We start from the raw sequence: 18,295 nt of genomic DNA, 5'->3' as shown, positions 1-18,295 counted from the left end.
TTTATGGCTTGCTGGTCAGCGAACTGATCAGGGCTTGTTGCCAGTAGGGAAGGGCCACGCGGCTTGAGGTGCCAGGCGAGTTTGTGCCACGGGTGCAGCGGCTTCAGCAGCAGCTGGTGCAGGTGCAGGAGCGGCAGCCTTTTTCGCAGCAGTCTTCTTGGGAGCTGCAGCCTTCTTGGCAGGCGCAGCAGCCTTGGGAGCAGCGGCCTTGGGTGCAGCAGCTTTCTTGGCGGGAGCAGCCTTGGCAGCAGTTGCAGCCTTCTTGGGTGCAGCAGCCTTGGCAGTTGTTGCCTTAGGTGCAGCAGCCTTCTTGGCAGGAGCAGCCTTGGCAGCAGTTGCAGCCTTCTTGGGCGCGGCAGCCTTGGCAGTTGTTGCGGCCTTCCTAGGTGCTGCAGCCTTCTTGGCGGGAGCGGCCTTGGCAGCAGTTGCAGCCTTCTTAGGAGCGGCAGCCTTGGCGGTTGTTGCAGCCTTCTTAGGTGCAGCAGCCTTCTTGGCAGGAGCGGCCTTGGCAGCAGTTGCAGCCTTCTTGGGTGCAGCGGCCTTGGCAGTTGTTGCCTTGGTTGCAGCAGCCTTCTTGGCGGGGGCGGCCTTGGCCGCAGTTGCAGCCTTCTTGGGAGCTGCAGCCTTGGCGGTTGTTGCAGCCTTCTTGGCAGGAGCGGCCTTGGCAGCAGTTGCAGCCTTCTTGGGCGCAGCAGCCTTGGCAGTTGTTGCCTTGGTTGCAGCAGCCTTCTTGGCAGGCGCAGCAGCCTTGGCTGTTGTCTTTGCAGCGGCCTTGGGAGCTGCAGCCTTCTTGGCGGGAGCAGCCTTGGTCGCTGTCTTTGCAGCAGCCTTGGGGGCCGCTGCCTTGGTTGTTGCTGCCTTCTTCACGGCTTCAGCCTTAGGTGCGGCCGCCTTTTTGGCAGGTGTCTTTTTCTCGGTTGTGGCCTTGGCGGCCGTCTTCTTCGCAGTTGCCATCATTTTCTCCTTCGTTGATTTGCATAAAGCGCCCGGCTTTTTGTGGCCGGGCGATTCAAAGCGATGTGGAGTTACGCATCGCTAGGAACACAAATTTGCTTCACGCCAAAAATCTCAGTTTTTTGTAGCAATGAAGTGAAGCAAGTCATGACTCGCATTGTGCCTGCTTAGAAGCAATTAATCCCAAGAAAGTGCGCCTCCGGTCTGATACTCGATCACTCGTGTCTCAAAGAAGTTACGTTCTTTCTTCAAATCGATCATTTCGCTCATCCATGGGAAGGGATTTTCTTCACCAGGGAAAAGTTCTTCGAGGCCAATCTGGGTGGCGCGGCGGTTGGCGATATAGCGCAGATAGCCCTTGAACATCGAAGCGTTCATACCCAGCACGCCGCGTGGCATGGTGTCTTCGGCATAGCGGTATTCGAGTTCAACGGCTTTCTGGAAAAGCTCTGTGATTTCCTGCTTGAATTCGGCGGTCCACAGATGTGGATTTTCGAGCTTGAGCTGATTGATCAGATCGATGCCGAAGTTGCAGTGCATGGACTCGTCGCGCAGGATGTACTGGTACTGCTCGGCAGCGCCCGTCATCTTGTTCTGGCGGCCCAGCGCCAGAATCTGCGTGAAGCCCACGTAGAAGAAAAGACCTTCCATCAGGCAGGCAAAAACGATCAGCGATTTCAGCAGCGTCTGGTCGGTTTCGGGGGTGCCGGTGTGGAAGTTGGGGTCCATGATCGCTTCGATGAAGGGGATCAGGAACTCGTCCTTGTCGCGGATGGACTGGACTTCGTTATAGGCGTTGAAAATTTCCGATTCATCCAGGCCCAGAGATTCCACGATGTACTGGTAGGCGTGGGTGTGGATGGCTTCTTCAAACGCCTGGCGCAGCAGGAACTGACGGCACTCGGGCGCTGTGATGTGGCGGTAGGTGCCCAGCACGATGTTGTTGGCGGCCAGCGAATCGGCGGTCACAAAGAAGCCCAGATTGCGCTTGACGATGCGGCGCTCGTCTTCGGTCAGACCGTTAGGGTCCTTCCACAGCGCGATGTCGCGGGTCATGTTCACTTCCTGCGGCATCCAGTGGTTGGCGCAGGTGGCCAGATACTTTTCCCAGGCCCATTTGTACTTGAACGGAACCAGCTGGTTCACGTCGGTCTTGGCGTTGATGATGCGCTTGTCAGCAGCATTCACGCGCTTGTGGGTGCTGGTGGATGCACCGGCTTCTGCGCTGGTCGCGGAAGAGGCAAAGGTGTCGTCGTCAAAGCTCAGCATGAGTTATTCCTTGAAGGGAAAAGCTGGGTGCGAGATCGACATCCAGCCTTCTGATTTATCTATTTAATAAGCGCCACTAAAAACTGGCGCAATCCAACCCAGAGACACCGAGCAAGGGCCGCCCCGCAGCGAAGGTGTCGTCCCCCTCCCGTAGCGCGCAGCGCGTAGAGAGAGGGGGAAGGCGTGTAGCGCCTCAGGGGGTGTTTATTGACATGCTTCGCAGCCTGGATCGTCAATCGCGCAGAACTTGATGTCCGTAGCCGGTGCCTGGGCACGCGCTGCAGCGGCAGCTGCCTCCAGTGCGCTCACCGCAGGCTTGGCGGCAGGTGCCGAGGCCGCAGGCGCAGCGGAAGACACGGCATTGAGCGTACGGCTTTGCACGGTAGATTTTTCAATCTGCGTCGCGCTGGTGGTGCGCAGGTAGTAGGTGGTCTTCAGACCACGCAGCCAGGCCAGCATATAGGTGTCGTGCAGCTTCTTGCCCGATGCACCGGCCATGTAGATGTTCAGGCTCTGGGCCTGATCAATCCACTTCTGGCGACGCGAGGCGGCTTCCACCAGCCATTCGGGCGAGACTTCGAACGCTGTGGCGTAGAGGTTCTTGATCTCTTGCGGCACACGATCGATGGCGCGCAGCGAGCCGTCGAAATGCTTGAGGTCCATGACCATCACGTCGTCCCACAGGCCCAGGCGCTTCAGGTCACGCACCAGGTACTGGTTGATGACGGTGAACTCGCCCGACAGATTGGACTTCACGGACAGGTTGCCGAACGAAGGCTCGATCGAAGCATCCACGCCCACGATGTTGGAGATGGTGGCGGTGGGGGCAATGGCCACGCAGTTGCTGTTGCGCATGCCATCCTTGGCGATCTTGGCGCGCAGAGCGTCCCAGTCCAGCTTGGCCGAACGGTCCACTTCCACATAGCCACCACGGGCCTTTTCCAGCAGCTTCAGGGTGTCGGGAGGCAGAATGCCCTGATCCCACAGCGAGCCCTTGAAGGTGGAGTAGGTACCGCGTTCCTTGGACAGCTCGGTCGAGGCCCAGTAAGCGTAGTAGCAGATGGCTTCCATGGCTTCGTCGGCAAATTCGACGGCGCCCTGGCTGGCGTAGGCGGTGCGCATTTCATACAGCGCATCCTGGAAACCCATCAGGCCCATGCCCACGGGGCGGTGGCGCAGATTGGAATCCTTGGCCTTTTGCACGGCGTAGTAGTTGATGTCGATCACGTTGTCCAGCATGCGCATGGCCGTGTTCACGGTCTTGCGCAGCTTGTCATGGTCGATCTTGCCGTCCTTGATGTGCTGGACCAAGTTCACCGAGCCCAGGTTGCAGACAGCGGTTTCGGTGTCGCTGGTGTTGAGCGTGATCTCGGTGCACAGATTGGACGAGTGCACCACACCTACGTGCTGCTGGGGCGAGCGGATGTTGCAAGGGTCCTTGAAGGTGATCCAGGGGTGACCGGTCTCGAACAGCATCGAGAGCATCTTGCGCCACAGGTCCACAGCAGGAATGCGCTTGGCCAGCTTCAGCTCGCCGCTGTCCACCTTGGCTTCGTAAGCGGTGTAGGCCTTCTCAAAGGCTTCGCCGTACAGGTCGTGCAGGTCAGGCGTGTCGGCAGGCGAGAACAGCGTCCACTGGCCTTTTTCCATCACGCGCTTCATGAACAGGTCGGGAATCCAGTTCGCCGTGTTCATGTCGTGGGTGCGGCGGCGGTCGTCGCCGGTGTTCTTGCGCAGTTCCAGGAATTCTTCGATGTCCAGGTGCCAGGATTCCAGATACGTGCAGACCGCGCCCTTGCGCTTGCCGCCCTGATTCACAGCCACGGCCGTGTCGTTGACCACCTTCAGGAAGGGAACCACACCTTGCGATTCGCCGTTGGTGCCCTTGATGCGGGAGCCCAGAGCACGCACACGGGTCCAGTCATTGCCCAGACCGCCTGCGAACTTGGACAGCAGCGCGTTTTCCTTGATGGATTCATAGATGCCGTCCAGGTCGTCGGGCACGGTGGTCAGGTAGCAGGACGACAGCTGCGAGCGCAGTGTGCCGCTGTTGAACAGCGTGGGGGTGGACGACATGAAGTCAAATGAGGACAGCAGCTCGTAGAACTCAATGGCACGGGCATTGCGGTCAGGCTCGTTCAGCGCCAGGCCCATGGCCACGCGCATGAAGAAGGACTGGGGCAGCTCGATGCGGGTCTTGCGTACGTGCAGGAAGTAGCGGTCGTACAGTGTCTGCAGACCCAGGTAGTCGAACTGCTCGTCGCGCTCGGCCTTCAGGGCCTGGGCCAGACGGGGCAGGTCGTAGTTCAGCAGCTCGGGGTTGAGCAGCTCGTTGTCCACGCCTTTTTGCACAAAGCCGGGGAAGTAGTCCACATAGGCGGCCTGCATTTCGGCAGGCTGCACATCACGGCCCATGACTTCGCGCACGATGGTGTGCAGCAGCAGGCGGGCGGTGACATAGGTGTAGTCGGGGTCTTTTTCGATCAGCGTACGGGCAGCCAGGATGGAGGCCTTGAACACTTCGGTCAGTGGCACACCGTCATACAGATTGCGCAGCGTCTCGGCCACGATGGGGGCAGCCTGAATGTCGGCGTTCAGGTTGCGGCAGGATGCGGCAATCAGGGCTTCCAGACGCTCCTGGTTCAGCGGCACGCGCTGGCCGTTGTCGGTCACTTGCAGGGCGGGCTTGCTGGCCTTGGCGGCGCTGGCCGCAGCTTCGGCGGCTTTCTTCTGCTCGGCGCGTTCCTGGTTGCGGGCTTCACGGTACAGCACGTAAGCGCGAGCCACGTCCTGGTGACCGCCGCGCATCAGGCCCAGCTCAACCTGGTCTTGCACGTCTTCGATGTGGAACGTTCCGCCTTCGGGACGCGAGCGCAGCAGGGCGCGCACCACGCCTTCGGTCAATTCGTTGACGGTATCGCGCACGCTGGCCGAAGCTGCGCCTTGTGCACCACGCACGGCCAGAAATGCCTTGGTCAGTGCCACGGCAATCTTCTGGGGGGCGAAGGCCACCACATCACCGCTGCGGCGGATGATCTGGTAGTTGTCGTTGGGGGAGGAAGAATTGGCTGCGCTGTCGGGCGCGGCAGAAGGCAGTGAGTTCAACGCTTCTTGCATAAGTTCCTCAGGGTCAATATGTGGATAGGCAGACAAAGGCCTGCACTCTGGGCAGGCCATCAAAAACGAATTCGGGCGCTAGTGTCTGCACATGGTTTGCACAGGGTGTGCACAACTTGTAAACACTAGATGTAGGGTCTGAAGCGCCCTGAAACACTACCGGTAGTGTATCGCTGTTCAATCTGGCTGACCTGATGAAACTACTGAAGCGGACATTTCATAGGTCACTTGACAGACGCGCAATGCGCTCCAAAGCCCCGCCACACAAGGCCCTCTGGGCGTTGCACGGTGCTGCTGCCAAGCCGCGCAAATTTGTAAAAAATATGTGTGTTTGGCAGAAGCGACATCAGCGCGCAAAAGCTGCTTGACAGCACAGTGACCGGGGTTGAACGGTCGGGCTCTGTGGATGCTGCTCATGAAAAGCTAGCGTCTGTCGCACAGCTCGACAGGGTTCTTCATTCAGGCAACTATGAATGCCATGAATGGCAAGCGTGTGACGCTCTGAATTTGAGAGTGCTCAACGGCTTGCGGGTGTGCAAGCTCAAACTTGCGGGGGCAGTTGCCAGTGGCTGGTGCTGCTTTGGGCTTTGAGCTGTGCAGTGAGCGCTTTCCAGTCAAAGCCGGCGCCGGGGTCATGCTTGCGGCCGGGGGCAATATGTTCGTGGCCAGCGATATAGGCAATGGCGTAGTGATCGCCAATGGCCTGGCACAGATTCTGCAGCGCCAGATATTGCGCAGATTCGAAGTGCAGGCCCTCCAGGCCCTCGAGCTCTATGCCGATGGAGTCATCATTGCAGCGATCGCGACCGCGCCAGTGGCTGACGCCTGCATGCCAGGCTCTGTCGTCACAGCTCACAAACTGCCAGACCTCGCCCTGGCGCGTAATGAAGAAGTGCGAGGAAACTTCCAGCCCGCGAATGCCTTGATAGTAGGGGTGTGCATCCCAGTCTAGCTGGTTGGTGAACAGCTGCTGCACAGCGCCGGTGCCGTACTGGCCCGGCGGCAGGCTGATGGAATGAACAACAACCAGGTCAATGCTGGCATCTGCGGGGCGCGGGCCGAAGTTGGGAGAGGCTAGCTTGTGCGCAGCCTGCCACCAGCCGGACTCCCAGGTGGAGCGATGGTCTGCTGGCTTAGCTGTGGTCGCCATGGTGCTTGTTTCCTTCGGAGGGCAGGTCAATGCCCAGTCTCTCAATGCGATAGCGAATCTGGCGCAGGCTGATGCCCAGGCGTGCTGCGGTGGCCGTGCGGTTAAAGCCGTTGTCCTGCAGGGCCTGAACCAGAATGCTGCGCTCTTGCTCGTCCAGCCAGGCTTGCAGGTCTTGAGGTAGAGCCGCAGGCAAGGCTGTACCGGTTTCTGGCGACGCGGCTGGTGAAAGAGCTTGGGGTAGCGATGAAGAGTCTCCTGAACTGCTCGGTTCGGGCAGGCGCAGCGGGCCTTCATCACCCAGCGCAATAGCGCGGTGCAGCACGTTTTCTAGCTCGCGCACATTGCCGGGCAGCTCCAGCTGAGCGATCTGGGTCAGGCTGATGGTGTCAAGCTCTGGGGTGTGCAGGCCGGATTCATGGGCCAGTTTGTGCAGCAGGGCATTGCACAGCTCGGGCAGGTCTTCACGGCGCTCACGCAGCGCGGGCAGGGTGATTTCAATCACATTCAGGCGATAGAACAGATCCTGGCGGAACTGTCCTGTCTGCACCTGCGCCGCCAGATCTCGGTGGGTGGCACTGACGATGCGCACATCGACGGACTCTTCCTGCGTGCTGCCCAGTGGGCGAATCTTGCGCTCCTGAATGGCGCGCAGCAGCTTGGCTTGCATGGCCAGCGGCAGGTCGCCGATTTCGTCCAGGAACAAGGTGCCGCCCTGGGCTGCCTGGAAGTAGCCCGGCCTGTCCTGCGTGGCGCCGGTATAGGAGCCTTTGCGTGCGCCAAAGAATTCGGCTTCGAGCAGGTTTTCGGGAATGGCGCCACAGTTCACGGCGATCAGGGGTCCGTCGGATCTCTGGCTGCAGGCATGCAAAGCGCGTGCTACCAGCTCCTTGCCCGTGCCTGATTCGCCATGCACAAGCACGGGAGCCATGCCTTTGGCCACCTTGGCAACGCGCTGCTTGACGCTTTGCATGGCGGCAGAGCTGCCCACCAGTGCCTGCAGGGCGGAGTCGCCTTGTGCGGGGTTGCAGCCATCTGCATCGCTGGCTGTATTGGGGCTGATGCCGGGCGTGGGAACTGCACCAATGCCTTGAATGGCAGAGGCCACCACCTGGCGAAACTGGCGCAGGTCCACGGGTTTGGTCAGGTAGTCAAAAGCCCCGGCGCGTAAGGCGTTGACCGCATTTTCTGCCGAGCCATAGGCCGTCATGACAATGCAGCGCTCCGTCCGGTTCTGCTCGCGAAGTTGCAGCAGCAGCTCCATGCCAGTGCCGTCTGGCAGGCGCATATCGCTGATCATCACGTCAAAGCGCTTGCCCTGCAGTTGCTCTCTTGCTTCCTGGACCGAGCCAGCGGTCTCCACACGATAGCCTTCGCGCAGCAAGGTCAGTTCATAAAGCGTGCGCAGATCGGGCTCATCGTCCACGACCAGAATGCTGGCAGAGGTGGGTGTTGTGGGCAAGGAAGTCACTAGGCTTACACCATGATCGAGTCAAACAGGGAACGGTCTGAGGATGCCGCGGGGCTGGTGTGCAGGCTGACGATGAAGGCATTGCCATCGACGCCATCGCGTTTCATACGCTGGTAGCTGATGCTGGCGCCATAGCGCTGGCACAGCTCACGGCAGATATACAGACCCAGGCCGCTGGAGCGGCTTTGCGACGAGAAAAAAGGCTCGAACAGATGGCGCTGCACACTGCTTTCCAGCGGCGCGCCATCGCTCCAGACCATGAACCAGCTGCTGTCCTGCTGGGATGCATGGCTGTCACGCAGCTCTTCGCAGCCGTAGCCGCTGATTAGCTGCAGGCTGGCAATGTCCTGGGCGCTGCTGCGGTGGCGCTGGGCATTGTCCAGCAGGTTGATGAGCACGCGGCGCAGATGCTCTTCATCAAAGACGATGTGGCGAGCTGGTGCATTGAGCTGCAGCGTCAGCAGGCGGGGCGGCGAAGTCTGACTTTGCCACTCCTGCACACTCAGCGCCAGGTGGGTGTCCAGATTCAAGGTTTGAGGGGGGCTGGCATCACCGCTTTGCTGAACGCGGGCAATGTTGAGAATCTCTTCCGCGATGCGGGCCAGCCGGTCGGCATTCTGGCCCACGATGCGGCATAGCTGCTGATGGGTGGGCTGACTGCCCAGATCCTCAGCCAGCAAGGCATTGGCCTGGGTAATGGCGGCCAATGGGTTGCGAATTTCGTGGGCCACCGCAGCCGACATGCGGCCCATGGAGGCCAGCTTTTCGGTGCGCAGCTGTGCTTCCATTTCCCGAAGGTCGTGCAGAAACATCACGCACAGCGAATGGGCGGCATCGATGCTGGAGTTGCTGTCGATGAAAGACGCCGTCATCTCTGTCACGCGTGCCCGGACATCCAGACCTGTGACGCCGCTTTGCGCACTGCTTTGCAGATGCACGGTGACGGACAGGGGGCGGGCGTGGGTAAACGTGGCCTGCACCACTTCCGTCAAAGGGTGCCACCAGGCTTGCGTTTGCAGCGAAAAATGCTGTGAGTGGTGCTCAGGAAGGCCCAGAAGACGCAGTGCCGCAGGATTGGCCTGCAAGACTTGTTGACTGGAATCCACCACCAGCACACCATCCGAGAGGTGGTTGATCACCAGCGCATTGACCTGCTCCTGGGTCTGCGTGCGCAGCTGGTTGTACATGGCGGCAGCCCGCTCTCCGCGCAAGCGCCTGGCCAGTTCATGCGTCAGGTAGGCCACGCAGAAATAGCCTGCGCAGGAAAAAGCCGTCTGATAGTAAGTCTGTGCAGCGTCGCTCAGGCCGTGGGAGTACTGCCACGCGGTGTAGCCCAGCATCAGCAACGTGATGGCGGCAGTGGTGCCAAAGGCCAGCAGCAGGCCGCCCAGCGCTGATGAAATCAGAATGGGAATGGCCAGCAGCGCGGTGTAGTTCAGAGAACCTGCCTGCAGCAGCTGCAGCAGGAAAATCACGGCAATATCCACACCAATCACAGGCAGCCACTGCATGCCTGCCTGTGGTGCCGGCACATGGCTGGCGGCGGCCAGCCGCATGACAAGCGTCAGCGCCAGATAGGTGCTGCAGATCAGCCAGACCAGGGGCGAGCTGATGTTTTGCAGCTGCCAGTTCAGCGTCTGCAGCAGTATCAGAGCCACAGCCAGCAGCACACGGCCACTGAGAAAAGCCTGCCAGAGGCGAACAAACGGTGCTTTCAGGTTGACATCGGCCTGGCGGCTGATGGCGGACTCCAGCGGAATCAGCGTGTGCTGCCAGTCAGATTGGGGTGCCGCCATGCTTTACCGATCGGATGGAGAGCGCGCCGCCAGTCGGCGGTGCTCTGCGCTGCAGAAAAGCTGGCCCTGTGCGTTGCTGACAGCATCAGCCTTTGGCAAGTGCAGGCCACAGTGCGCGCATTCCACCATGGCCTGAGGTTTGCTGAGTGCCGTGGCTGGGCGTGCGGATGGGCGGCTTGAATCTGCAACACGGCGCTTGCTGCGCCAGATGCCAATGGCAATAGCCACAACAATGAGTACCAGCAGATATTTCATGCCATGCGCCCCAGCAGGACTTCAATGACAAAGCGCGAGCCCACATAGGCCAGCAGCAGCAAAGCGGCACCGATATAGAGCACGCGAACAGCGCTCTGGCCGCGCCAGCCAAAGCGTTTGCGCCCGAACAGCAGCACGGCAAAAGTGATCCAGGACAGCAAGGAGAACACGGATTTGTGATTCCAGACCCATGCGCGGCCATAGAGTTGCTCGCCAAACAGCCAGCCAGCGGCTAGGGTGGCGGTCAGCAGTAAGAAGCCTGCGCCCACAAAGCGGAAAGTCAGGCGCTCCAGCGTCAGCAGGGGTAGGCCGCCGTCATGGTCGGCGCCCAGGCGCATCTGCTTTTCTGCATGGCTCATCAGCGCGGCGTGAACCACGGCCGCAGCGAACAGGCCGTAGGAGGCAATGCCCAGTGCCAGGTGCAGCGGCAGCCAGGCCGATGCATTCACATGCAGCGGTGTGCCGGGAAAGATGACGGCCAGAAGAACGGCCACACTGCCCAGCGTGGCCAGAGGCCAGCGCGAGCGCAGCTGGGGAAACAGCTGCTGCTCGACCACATAAACCGTCAGAACCAGCCAGGCGGTGATGGACAGCGCCGGTGCAAAGCCAAAACGGGGCTGCTCACCGAGCAGGCCCACGCCCAGACTCAGTGCATGCAGGGCCCAGGCCAGGCCAAGAACGAGGCGCGCGCTCTTTTCCTGCATTTTTTGTGTTGCAAGAGCGGGCAGAGCATAGGCAATGGCTGCCGCAATGGCCAAAATCCAGCTGGTGGTGCTGGCAGCGGTAAGCGGGTGGGAGAGCATGCTTTCTATGATAGTGCCGTGGGCCGCCACTCGCCTTTTGTTGACATCAATCCAGCTGGTAGGTGGCGGCTTGCACACGGTTGCGACCGTGGGTTTTGGCTTCGTAGAGCAGGCTGTCCACTTTTTGCAGCCACTCTTCAATGGTTTCGTCACCCGGGTGCGCAATGGTCAGCACGCCGCAACTGACGGTCAGATGCGATGCAGTTTGCGATGCCGCATGGCTGATGCCCATTCCGGCCACATCCTGGCGGAATTGTTCCACCAGGGTTTGTGGCTCGGTATGGCCAGGCAGGATGAGGGCAAATTCTTCACCACCGAAGCGGGCGGCAATGTCAAATGGCCGTCTGGCATGCTGCATCAGGGTGTGTGCTACTGATTTGAGAGCTTCATCCCCTTGAATGTGGCCGTAGTGATCGTTGTATTGCTTGAAATGGTCAATATCGATCAGGGCCAGACCGAGGGGCTCGCCGGTGCGCAGGCAGCGGCGGCTGGTGCGCTGCAGCATGTCGTCAAAGTGGCGGCGGTTGGAAAGACTGGTCAGCCCATCCACATGGGCCAGACGCTCCAGCGTGCGGCGCTGCAAGGCCATTTCGATCTGGTTGCGCACGCGCACGCTGACCACGGCAGGGCGTATGGGCTTGGAGACATAGTCGGCTGCGCCCAGACGCAGGCCGTATTCCTCGGCAGCGGCATCGCTCTGGCCGGTAATGAAGATGATGGGAATATTGGCCGTGGCTTCATTGCCTCGCAACTGAGCCAGCACTTCGTAGCCATCCATGCCCGGCATGCTGACGTCCAGCAGGATCAGCATCAGGCGGTGGGCTTCACGGTTCGCAATAGTCAGTGCACCAGGGCCATCTTTGGCCAGCAGAACCCGGTATTGCTGGCCCAGCAACTCGGCCAGCATGGTGCGATTGACGCGCTCATCATCAACGATGAGGATGGTGGGTTGCTCTTGTTCCAGTTCTTCCAGCATAGACCGTGCTTATTCTTGTGGATAGGAGGAGTTTGGCTGCGATGGCGAGGTCATTCGCAGTTGTTGCTCAAGGTGCGAGAGCTCTTGCAGAGCGGCCTCGGCTTCCAAGTCTTCGACATTTTTGCGGATTTTCTGCAGCAGCACCCCATGGCGGCGCATGTCCAGCAGGCGCTGAAGTCTTTCAAATTCTTCCAGCGCCGCGTAGTCGCCGTCCACAATGAACTGCCGCAGTCGTTCCACAGCTTCCTTGACTTCGGGCGATGCGCTGTGGCCTGCGGTGCTGGCGCTGCTGGCCGGTTGCGGGCTTTGCGCTCCCGGCAGGCTGGCCAGCAGCAGTTCGAGATGCTGGCCAAATAAGGGAACGCGCTGGCGCAGTTGCTGCTGAACTTCCATGGGCTGGGGAATTTCGCTGTGCGGAGATTGCCGCGTCAGCGCTTCGATTTCGGCAGCTTCCTGCATCAATGCATCTGCACCCAGATAGCCCAGCGAGCCTTTAAGGGTGTGGGCCAGCATGCCAAGGTCTTGCCACTGGCTTTGCTGCAGCATTTCCTGCATCTGTGCGGGCGCATTGCTGAAGTCCCGGAAAAAGCCGTTGAGCACACGCCCAATCAGATTGGTGTTGCCGCGAAAGCGTTGCTGCACCTGCTGCATGTCCACCCGGTATTGCTGGCTCTGCAGGTTTTCGGGCGCTGCATCAGCGCTGATGAAGGCAGCTTCCGGGCCGGGGGCAGATGCCTGGGCAGAAGGCAGCCACTGGCACAGCGTTTCATAGAGCTGAAACTCATCAATGGGCTTGCTCAGATGCGCATTCATGCCGGCGGCTTCGATGGCGTCCTTGTCTTCCAGGCGGGCCTGGGCTGTCAGGGCAATCACGGGCAGATGACTCAGTGCTGGCGTGTTGCGAATGGCCCGGGTGGCTTGCAGGCCGTCCATATTGGGCATATGAACGTCCATGAGCACGATATCGAAGGTCTTGGCTTCCAGTGCCTGCAGTGCGCACAGGCCATCGTTGGCGGTCTCCACGCTCACGCCGACCAGTTCCAGAAAGTCGGCTGCCACTTCGCGGTTCAGTGCGTTGTCATCCACCACCAGCACGCGAAGCCCCTTGAGCTGTGGATAACGTTGCAGCGCAGGCATGCCGGACATGGATGGCGGCGCAGAGAGGGAGGGCGCAGGGGTATGGTTCGGGCCGTAGGACTGCAGAATTTCCAGAATGGAATTGAAGAGCACGGACTCCGTCACCGGCTTGACGAGCAGACCCTGAAGACCCAGACGATCCGCCTGACGCAGAACTTCCTCGCGCCCGTATGCCGTCACCATCAACACGGCCGGGGTGGTGGACAGGCGCTCCTCCTCGCGAATGCGGCGCGCCACTTCCAGGCCATCCATGCCTGGCATGCGCCAGTCCATCAGCACCAGACAGTAGGGCGAGCCACTGCGTGAGGCCATGTGCAGCGCAGCCAGCGCCTTGTCGCCGCTTTCCACCGTGTCGGTGCGCATGCCAAAGCCGCGCACCATGGTGCTGAGAATGTCGCGTGCGCTGGCATTGTCATCCACGATCAGCACCCGATCGGCAGCGCCCACACGGTAGAGCTGGGGGCGGATATTGGGCGTGGCGGTGGCCTGCATCTGCACCGTGAATACAAAGATGCTGCCCACGCCGATCTGGCTTTGCACATCGAACTGGCCGCCCATGAGCTGAACCAGCCTGTGACAGATGGCAAGGCCCAGACCGGTGCCGCCATAGCGGCGCGTGGTCTGGCTATCGGCCTGAGAGAACGGGCGGAAGAGCTGGGAAATCTGCCCCGCATTCATGCCTATGCCAGTGTCGCGCACGCTGATGCGAAGAATATGGGTCTCCGGCGCGCGAGTGGACAGCAGTGCCGGGCGCTCCAGCTCGATAGCGACAACGACTTCCCCATGGTGGGTGAACTTGATGGCATTGCTCACCAGGTTGTTGAGTACCTGGCTCAGCCGCAGCGGGTCGCCCCGCAGATGGCGCGGCACTTCCGGTGCAATCGAATAGACGACTTCAATGCCTTTTTCCTCGGCACGCAAGGTGGTGACAGCCGAGACCGTTTCCAGAATATCGTCCAGCGCGAACTCCACGGCCTCCAGCGCCAGCATGCCCGCTTCGATCTTGGAATAGTCCAGGATGTCGTTGATGATGGACAGCAGCGCGTTGGCCGACAGTTCCACCTTCTCCAGATAGTTGCGCTGCTTGGGCGACAGCGGCGTCTGCTGCACCAGCCGGGTCATGCCGATGACGGTATTCATCGGCGTGCGGATTTCGTGGCTCATGGTGGCCAGAAAGTCAGACTTGGCGCGTTCCGCGCTTTCTGCCGTTTCCTTGGCCTGCTTGAGTGCCAGTTCGGCCTCGCGCTCGCGGGTGATGTCCAGCAGGATGCCATCCCAGACCACGCCGCTTTCCATGCGTCTGGGGGCCGATCGGCAGCGCAGCCAGCGCTCTGTACCACCGGGGCTGATGATGCGAAAACTGTGATCAAACAGCGTGAGCTGCTGAAACGACAAATTCATCAGCTGGTTGTATTCCTCCAGATCATCGGGGTGGATGGAGTTCAGGTAGTTTTGCCGGTCCGCCATGATGGACGCGGCAGAGATACCGATCAAGCGCTCCACACCGGCGCTGATATAGCTCAGTCGCAGCCCGGGGCCATCTTTTTCCAGACGGAAGATGGCGCCGCTGGGCAGGTTGTCGGCCAGCGCCTCCAGGCGCAGCTTGGCATCTTCGCGCTCAGACAGATCCTGCACCGTGCCGCTGATGCTGATGATGTTGTCCTGCTCATCGCGATCGGCCTGGCCCAGAATGCAGGCCGGAAAGCTGCCGCGGTCGGCGGTGGTGTGGATTACATCCAGTGTGTATGACTGGCCCGTCTGTGCGCACAGGTTGATGGCTTCCACAACCTTGGCGTGGTCGGCCGGGCTCATCAAACCTTGCAAATCTTCGGGAGTCAGGCGCGGGCCTTTGGGGTCCACGCCATTCATCTCGTACATCATGTCCGAGGCCAGAAATTCGCCTGTGGCAATGTCCAGCGTCCAGCTGCCGATGCGCGACAGGCGCTCGGCCCGGCGCAGCGAGTCATAGCTCATGCGCAACTGCTGCTCGGCGGCGTGAATTTGCGTGATGTCGCGCGAGATGCCCAGCAGGCCTATGACCCGGCCCTGCTCGTCCAGGTACTGGCTCTTGATGGACTGGAAAACATGCTTTTGTCCATCCACAACGGCATAGGCCAGAGAGACCACAGGCTCCGGGCTGGCCAGCGCCTGGGCATCATCATCGGCAAAGCTGTTCTTGCCGCCCAGCAGCTCTTCGTCCGTCTTGCCGATGGTGCCGCCTTCGGGCACGCGGGCCACCTTGTCCGATGCAGGGTTGGCGAACAGATAACGCCCCTGCAGGTCTTTGACGAAGACAATGTCTGAGGTTCCGCGCATCACCGAATTGAGCAGCCGGGTCGAATCCTGCCACTGGCGGGTGCGCTCCTGAATCTGCTGCTGCAGTTCGGCATTGAGCTTGTTGATCTCGTCAACCTGGCGGTTGGTCTCCGTCATGTCGCGCGCCAGCGTGAAATAGTGTTTTTCGCCATCGACCAGCTGGCAGCTGATGGTGACTTCCACCGGAAGCACGCTGCCATCCTTGCGGTAGTGGTGATCCTGAATCACATAGTTGGCGCCAGGGGCGGTATCGTCCCACATGCGCTGCAGATCGGCATCGTTGTAGTCCGCAGCGATTTCGTGAACCCGCATTTGCAGCAGCTCTTCACGGCGGTAGCCCAGGCTGATGCAAGCCTGCTCATTGACATCCAGAAAGCGGCCTTCGCTGTTTTGCAGGAAAAACGCATCGGCATAGCTTTCTAGAAACTGGCGATACAGCACATTGAGCATCGGATACCTCGATTGCAGCCCACAGCGGGGCGGCTTATTGCTTGGATTTATACAAATGTTACCTGCGATGCCGTCTGTGCCAAGTCCCCTGTGTGGTTCGGAGTCCAGATGGCAGCCCGATGCCTGGCAGAGGGGAGCGGGTAAAATGCTCTATATACATAGCCTTGTGGCTTCTTGCAGCGGGCAGTCTGATGCTGGTGCTCACCATCGTCGCAGCCCCTTGTCTGTCTACCTCTTTCGAATGCTTTTTGCTTATGGCCTCCGCACTGACCGATAAACTTTCGCGCCTTGTCAAAGAGATGCGCGGCCAGGCCCGCATCACGGAATCCAACGTTCAGGACATGCTGCGCGAAGTGCGCATGGCCCTGCTGGAAGCCGACGTGGCCTTGCCCGTGGTGCGTGATTTCATTGCTCGCGTCAAAGAAAAAGCGCTGGGCCAGGAAGTCATCAGCTCTTTGCAGCCCGGCCAGGTGCTGGTGTCCATCGTCAACAAAGAGCTGGCTGCCACCATGGGCGAAGGCGTGGCGGATATCAACCTCAACGCCCAGCCTCCCGCCATCATTTTGATGGCCGGCCTGCAGGGTGCAGGTAAAACCACGACCACGGCCAAGCTGGCCAAGCACCTGATCGAAAAGCGCAAGAAAAAAGTACTCACTGTCTCGGGTGACGTGTATCGCCCTGCTGCTATCGAACAGCTCAAGACCGTGACTGCACAGGCGGGCGCCGAGTGGTTCCCCTCGACCCCCGACCAAAAGCCTCGCGACATTGCGCTGGCAGCCCTTGACTACGCCAAAAAGCATTTCTTTGACGTGCTGCTGGTGGACACGGCCGGTCGTCTGGCCATTGATGAACTGCTGATGCAGGAAATCAAGGACCTGCACGCCATTCTGAAGCCTGTGGAAACCCTGTTCGTGGTGGATGCCATGCAGGGTCAGGATGCGATCAACACCGCCAAGGCCTTCAAGGAAGCGCTGCCGCTGACCGGTATTGTGCTCACCAAGCTCGACGGTGATTCGCGTGGTGGTGCGGCCCTGTCCGTGCGCCAGATCACGGGTGCGCCCATCAAGTTTGCCGGTGTCTCGGAAAAGATCGATGGTCTGGAAGTCTTTGACGCCGACCGCCACGCACAGCGCGTGCTGGGCATGGGCGACATCGTGGCTCTGGTCGAGCAGGTCACCAAGGGCGTGGACATGGAAGCCGCGCAGAAGATGGCCGAGAAGCTCAAGAGCGGCGACGGCTTTGATCTGAACGATTTTCTGGCCCAGTTGCAGCAGATGAAGCAGATGGGCGGCCTGTCCCAACTGATGGACAAGCTGCCCAGCGAACTGGCGGGCAAGGCCGGTCAGGTCGATATGGACAAGGCCGAGCGCGAGATCAAGCGCAAGGAAGGCATCATCTGCTCCATGACCATGAAGGAGCGCAAGCATCCGGCTCTCATCAAGGCCACGCGCAAAAAGCGCATTGCTGATGGCGCTGGCGTGCAGGTTCAGGAAGTCAACCGTCTGCTCAAGGAGTTTGAGCAAATGCAGACCATGATGAAAAAGTTCAAGGGCGGCGGTCTGATGAAGATGATGAAGAAGATGGGCGGCATGAAGGCCATGAAGGGGATGATGGGCGGTGGCATGCCGAAGCTGCCGTTCTGATTGCTCCCCCTGAGCGGCTTTGCCGCTTCCCCCTAGCCGGGTGCCCCTCTCTGCTTCGCGGAGGGGGACGGCGCCTTCGCCGCGAGGCGGCTCTTGCTCGGCGCCTCTGGGTGGAGGCATGCTTGATTTGAGATTGTTTGATTCTAAAAAGTGAGCTGCTTGCGCTTGCTGGTTCTTGAATTTCGATGGTTTTCATCGTTTTTTTCATGATCTGGTTGGCGCAAGCAGCTCACTTTTTTATAAGCCTCAAGGGTTATGACTGGAGCCTGGCGCAGCTTTCTGAGAACATGGGCGCTATGAAAGTACAAGCTAGCACCTCCATGGATTTGGGCTTGCCGCAGGATTCACAGCGGCGCGTGGCGCTGATGGCGGGCGCCGGTTCGCTGCTGGCTTTGCTGGCGGGCTGTTCGTCCAAGCCACCCGCAAGACCGACACAGGCCGCGCAAAGCAGCAGCGGCGGCGGTGCCAGGGCGGTCAATTCGCTGAATCTGTCCGACGATCTGCGCGAAGGCATGCTGGCACGCACCATGCTGGTGGTGAACACGCCTTATACCTATGGCGGTAATTCACCCGAAGGCGGCTTTGACTGCAGTGGGCTGATTCAGTGGGCGGTAGGCGGCGTGACCGAGCGCAGGCTGCCGCGCACCACATCGCAGTGGGCGCAGTCCAGCAACCCGGTCTCGGGGCGTGATCTGCTGCGCGGCGACTTTGTCTTTTTCAATACGCTGGGCGGGCGCTATTCGCACATGGGTATTTTTGTGGGCAACGGGCAGTTTGTGCATGCGCCATCCACCGGCGGGACGGTGCAGCGAGTGCGCATGGATAACGTGTATTTCGCCAAGCGATTTACCGAGGCAAGAAGTATTTTTGCCTGAGTGAGTGTGCTGTGAAAAGTACAAAGGACTGCCTGGCAGTCCTTTGTTTTTGATAGCTACCAGCGCTTCATAGGTAAGGGGTTGAG

Annotated in this window: 12 protein-coding genes; 2 read left to right on the top strand and 10 right to left on the bottom strand. The window is 60.1% G+C overall.

Annotated features, from left to right (window positions below):
* Positions 1-27: 27 nt before the first annotated feature.
* The 10 genes from JDW18_RS18545 to JDW18_RS18500 all read right to left on the bottom strand — a co-directional run bounded on the left by JDW18_RS18545 (position 28) and on the right by JDW18_RS18500 (position 15,691).
* The gene (locus tag JDW18_RS18545) at positions 28-954 is read right to left on the bottom strand and encodes a hypothetical protein (RefSeq protein WP_218241058.1); all 927 of its coding nucleotides are present in this window, start codon (positions 952-954) and stop codon (positions 28-30) included.
* A 177-nt stretch (positions 955-1,131) separates the two neighbouring features.
* A complete protein-coding gene (locus JDW18_RS18540; protein WP_003070968.1) occupies positions 1,132-2,223 on the bottom strand; it encodes a ribonucleotide-diphosphate reductase subunit beta in 1,092 nt (363 codons plus the stop codon).
* A 204-nt stretch (positions 2,224-2,427) separates the two neighbouring features.
* Positions 2,428-5,340 (bottom strand): ribonucleoside-diphosphate reductase subunit alpha, encoded by a 2,913-nt coding sequence (locus JDW18_RS18535; protein WP_218241057.1) that lies wholly within the window; start codon positions 5,338-5,340, stop codon positions 2,428-2,430.
* 541 nt (positions 5,341-5,881) lie between these two features.
* Positions 5,882-6,490 (bottom strand): 1,6-anhydro-N-acetylmuramyl-L-alanine amidase AmpD, encoded by a 609-nt coding sequence (gene ampD / locus JDW18_RS18530; RefSeq protein ID WP_218241056.1) that lies wholly within the window; start codon positions 6,488-6,490, stop codon positions 5,882-5,884.
* Positions 6,474-7,949 carry a sigma-54-dependent transcriptional regulator gene (locus tag JDW18_RS18525; RefSeq protein WP_425514814.1) on the bottom strand — a complete coding sequence of 492 codons (1,476 nt, stop codon included), beginning with the start codon at positions 7,947-7,949 and terminating at the stop codon, positions 6,474-6,476. Before JDW18_RS18525 ends, ampD begins: the two co-directional genes overlap by 17 nt.
* Before the next feature lie 14 nt (positions 7,950-7,963).
* Complete coding sequence (locus tag JDW18_RS18520) at positions 7,964-9,754, bottom strand: sensor histidine kinase (RefSeq protein ID WP_218241054.1); 1,791 nt, start codon at positions 9,752-9,754, stop codon at positions 7,964-7,966.
* Between the two features lie 3 nt (positions 9,755-9,757).
* Positions 9,758-10,009, bottom strand: a complete 252-nt coding sequence (locus tag JDW18_RS18515) for a PP0621 family protein (RefSeq protein ID WP_218241053.1) — start codon at positions 10,007-10,009, stop codon at positions 9,758-9,760.
* Entirely contained in the window at positions 10,006-10,812 is an 807-nt protein-coding gene (locus tag JDW18_RS18510) for a cytochrome C assembly family protein (protein WP_218241052.1), read from the bottom strand. Before JDW18_RS18510 ends, JDW18_RS18515 begins: the two co-directional genes overlap by 4 nt.
* A 46-nt stretch (positions 10,813-10,858) precedes the next feature.
* On the bottom strand, positions 10,859-11,788 hold the full coding sequence (locus JDW18_RS18505; RefSeq protein ID WP_218241051.1) for a diguanylate cyclase: 930 nt from the start codon (positions 11,786-11,788) through the stop codon (positions 10,859-10,861).
* 9 nt (positions 11,789-11,797) lie between these two features.
* Positions 11,798-15,691, bottom strand: a complete 3,894-nt coding sequence (locus tag JDW18_RS18500) for a response regulator (RefSeq protein WP_218241050.1) — start codon at positions 15,689-15,691, stop codon at positions 11,798-11,800.
* Positions 15,692-15,945: 254 nt separating this feature from the next.
* Between JDW18_RS18500 and ffh the strand changes: the two genes are divergently transcribed.
* Complete coding sequence (ffh, locus tag JDW18_RS18495; RefSeq protein WP_218241049.1) at positions 15,946-17,334, top strand: signal recognition particle protein; 1,389 nt, start codon at positions 15,946-15,948, stop codon at positions 17,332-17,334.
* Between the two features lie 296 nt (positions 17,335-17,630).
* Positions 17,631-18,209 (top strand): C40 family peptidase, encoded by a 579-nt coding sequence (locus tag JDW18_RS18490; protein ID WP_218241048.1) that lies wholly within the window; start codon positions 17,631-17,633, stop codon positions 18,207-18,209.
* The last annotated feature ends 86 nt before the right edge of the window (positions 18,210-18,295 follow it).

The organism is Comamonas fluminis (genome assembly GCF_019186805.1).
GTDB lineage: Bacteria > Pseudomonadota > Gammaproteobacteria > Burkholderiales > Burkholderiaceae_C > Comamonas > Comamonas fluminis.
The sequence above is the reverse complement of the archived record's forward strand: the minus strand, read 5'-3'. Positions and strand labels throughout refer to the sequence as shown.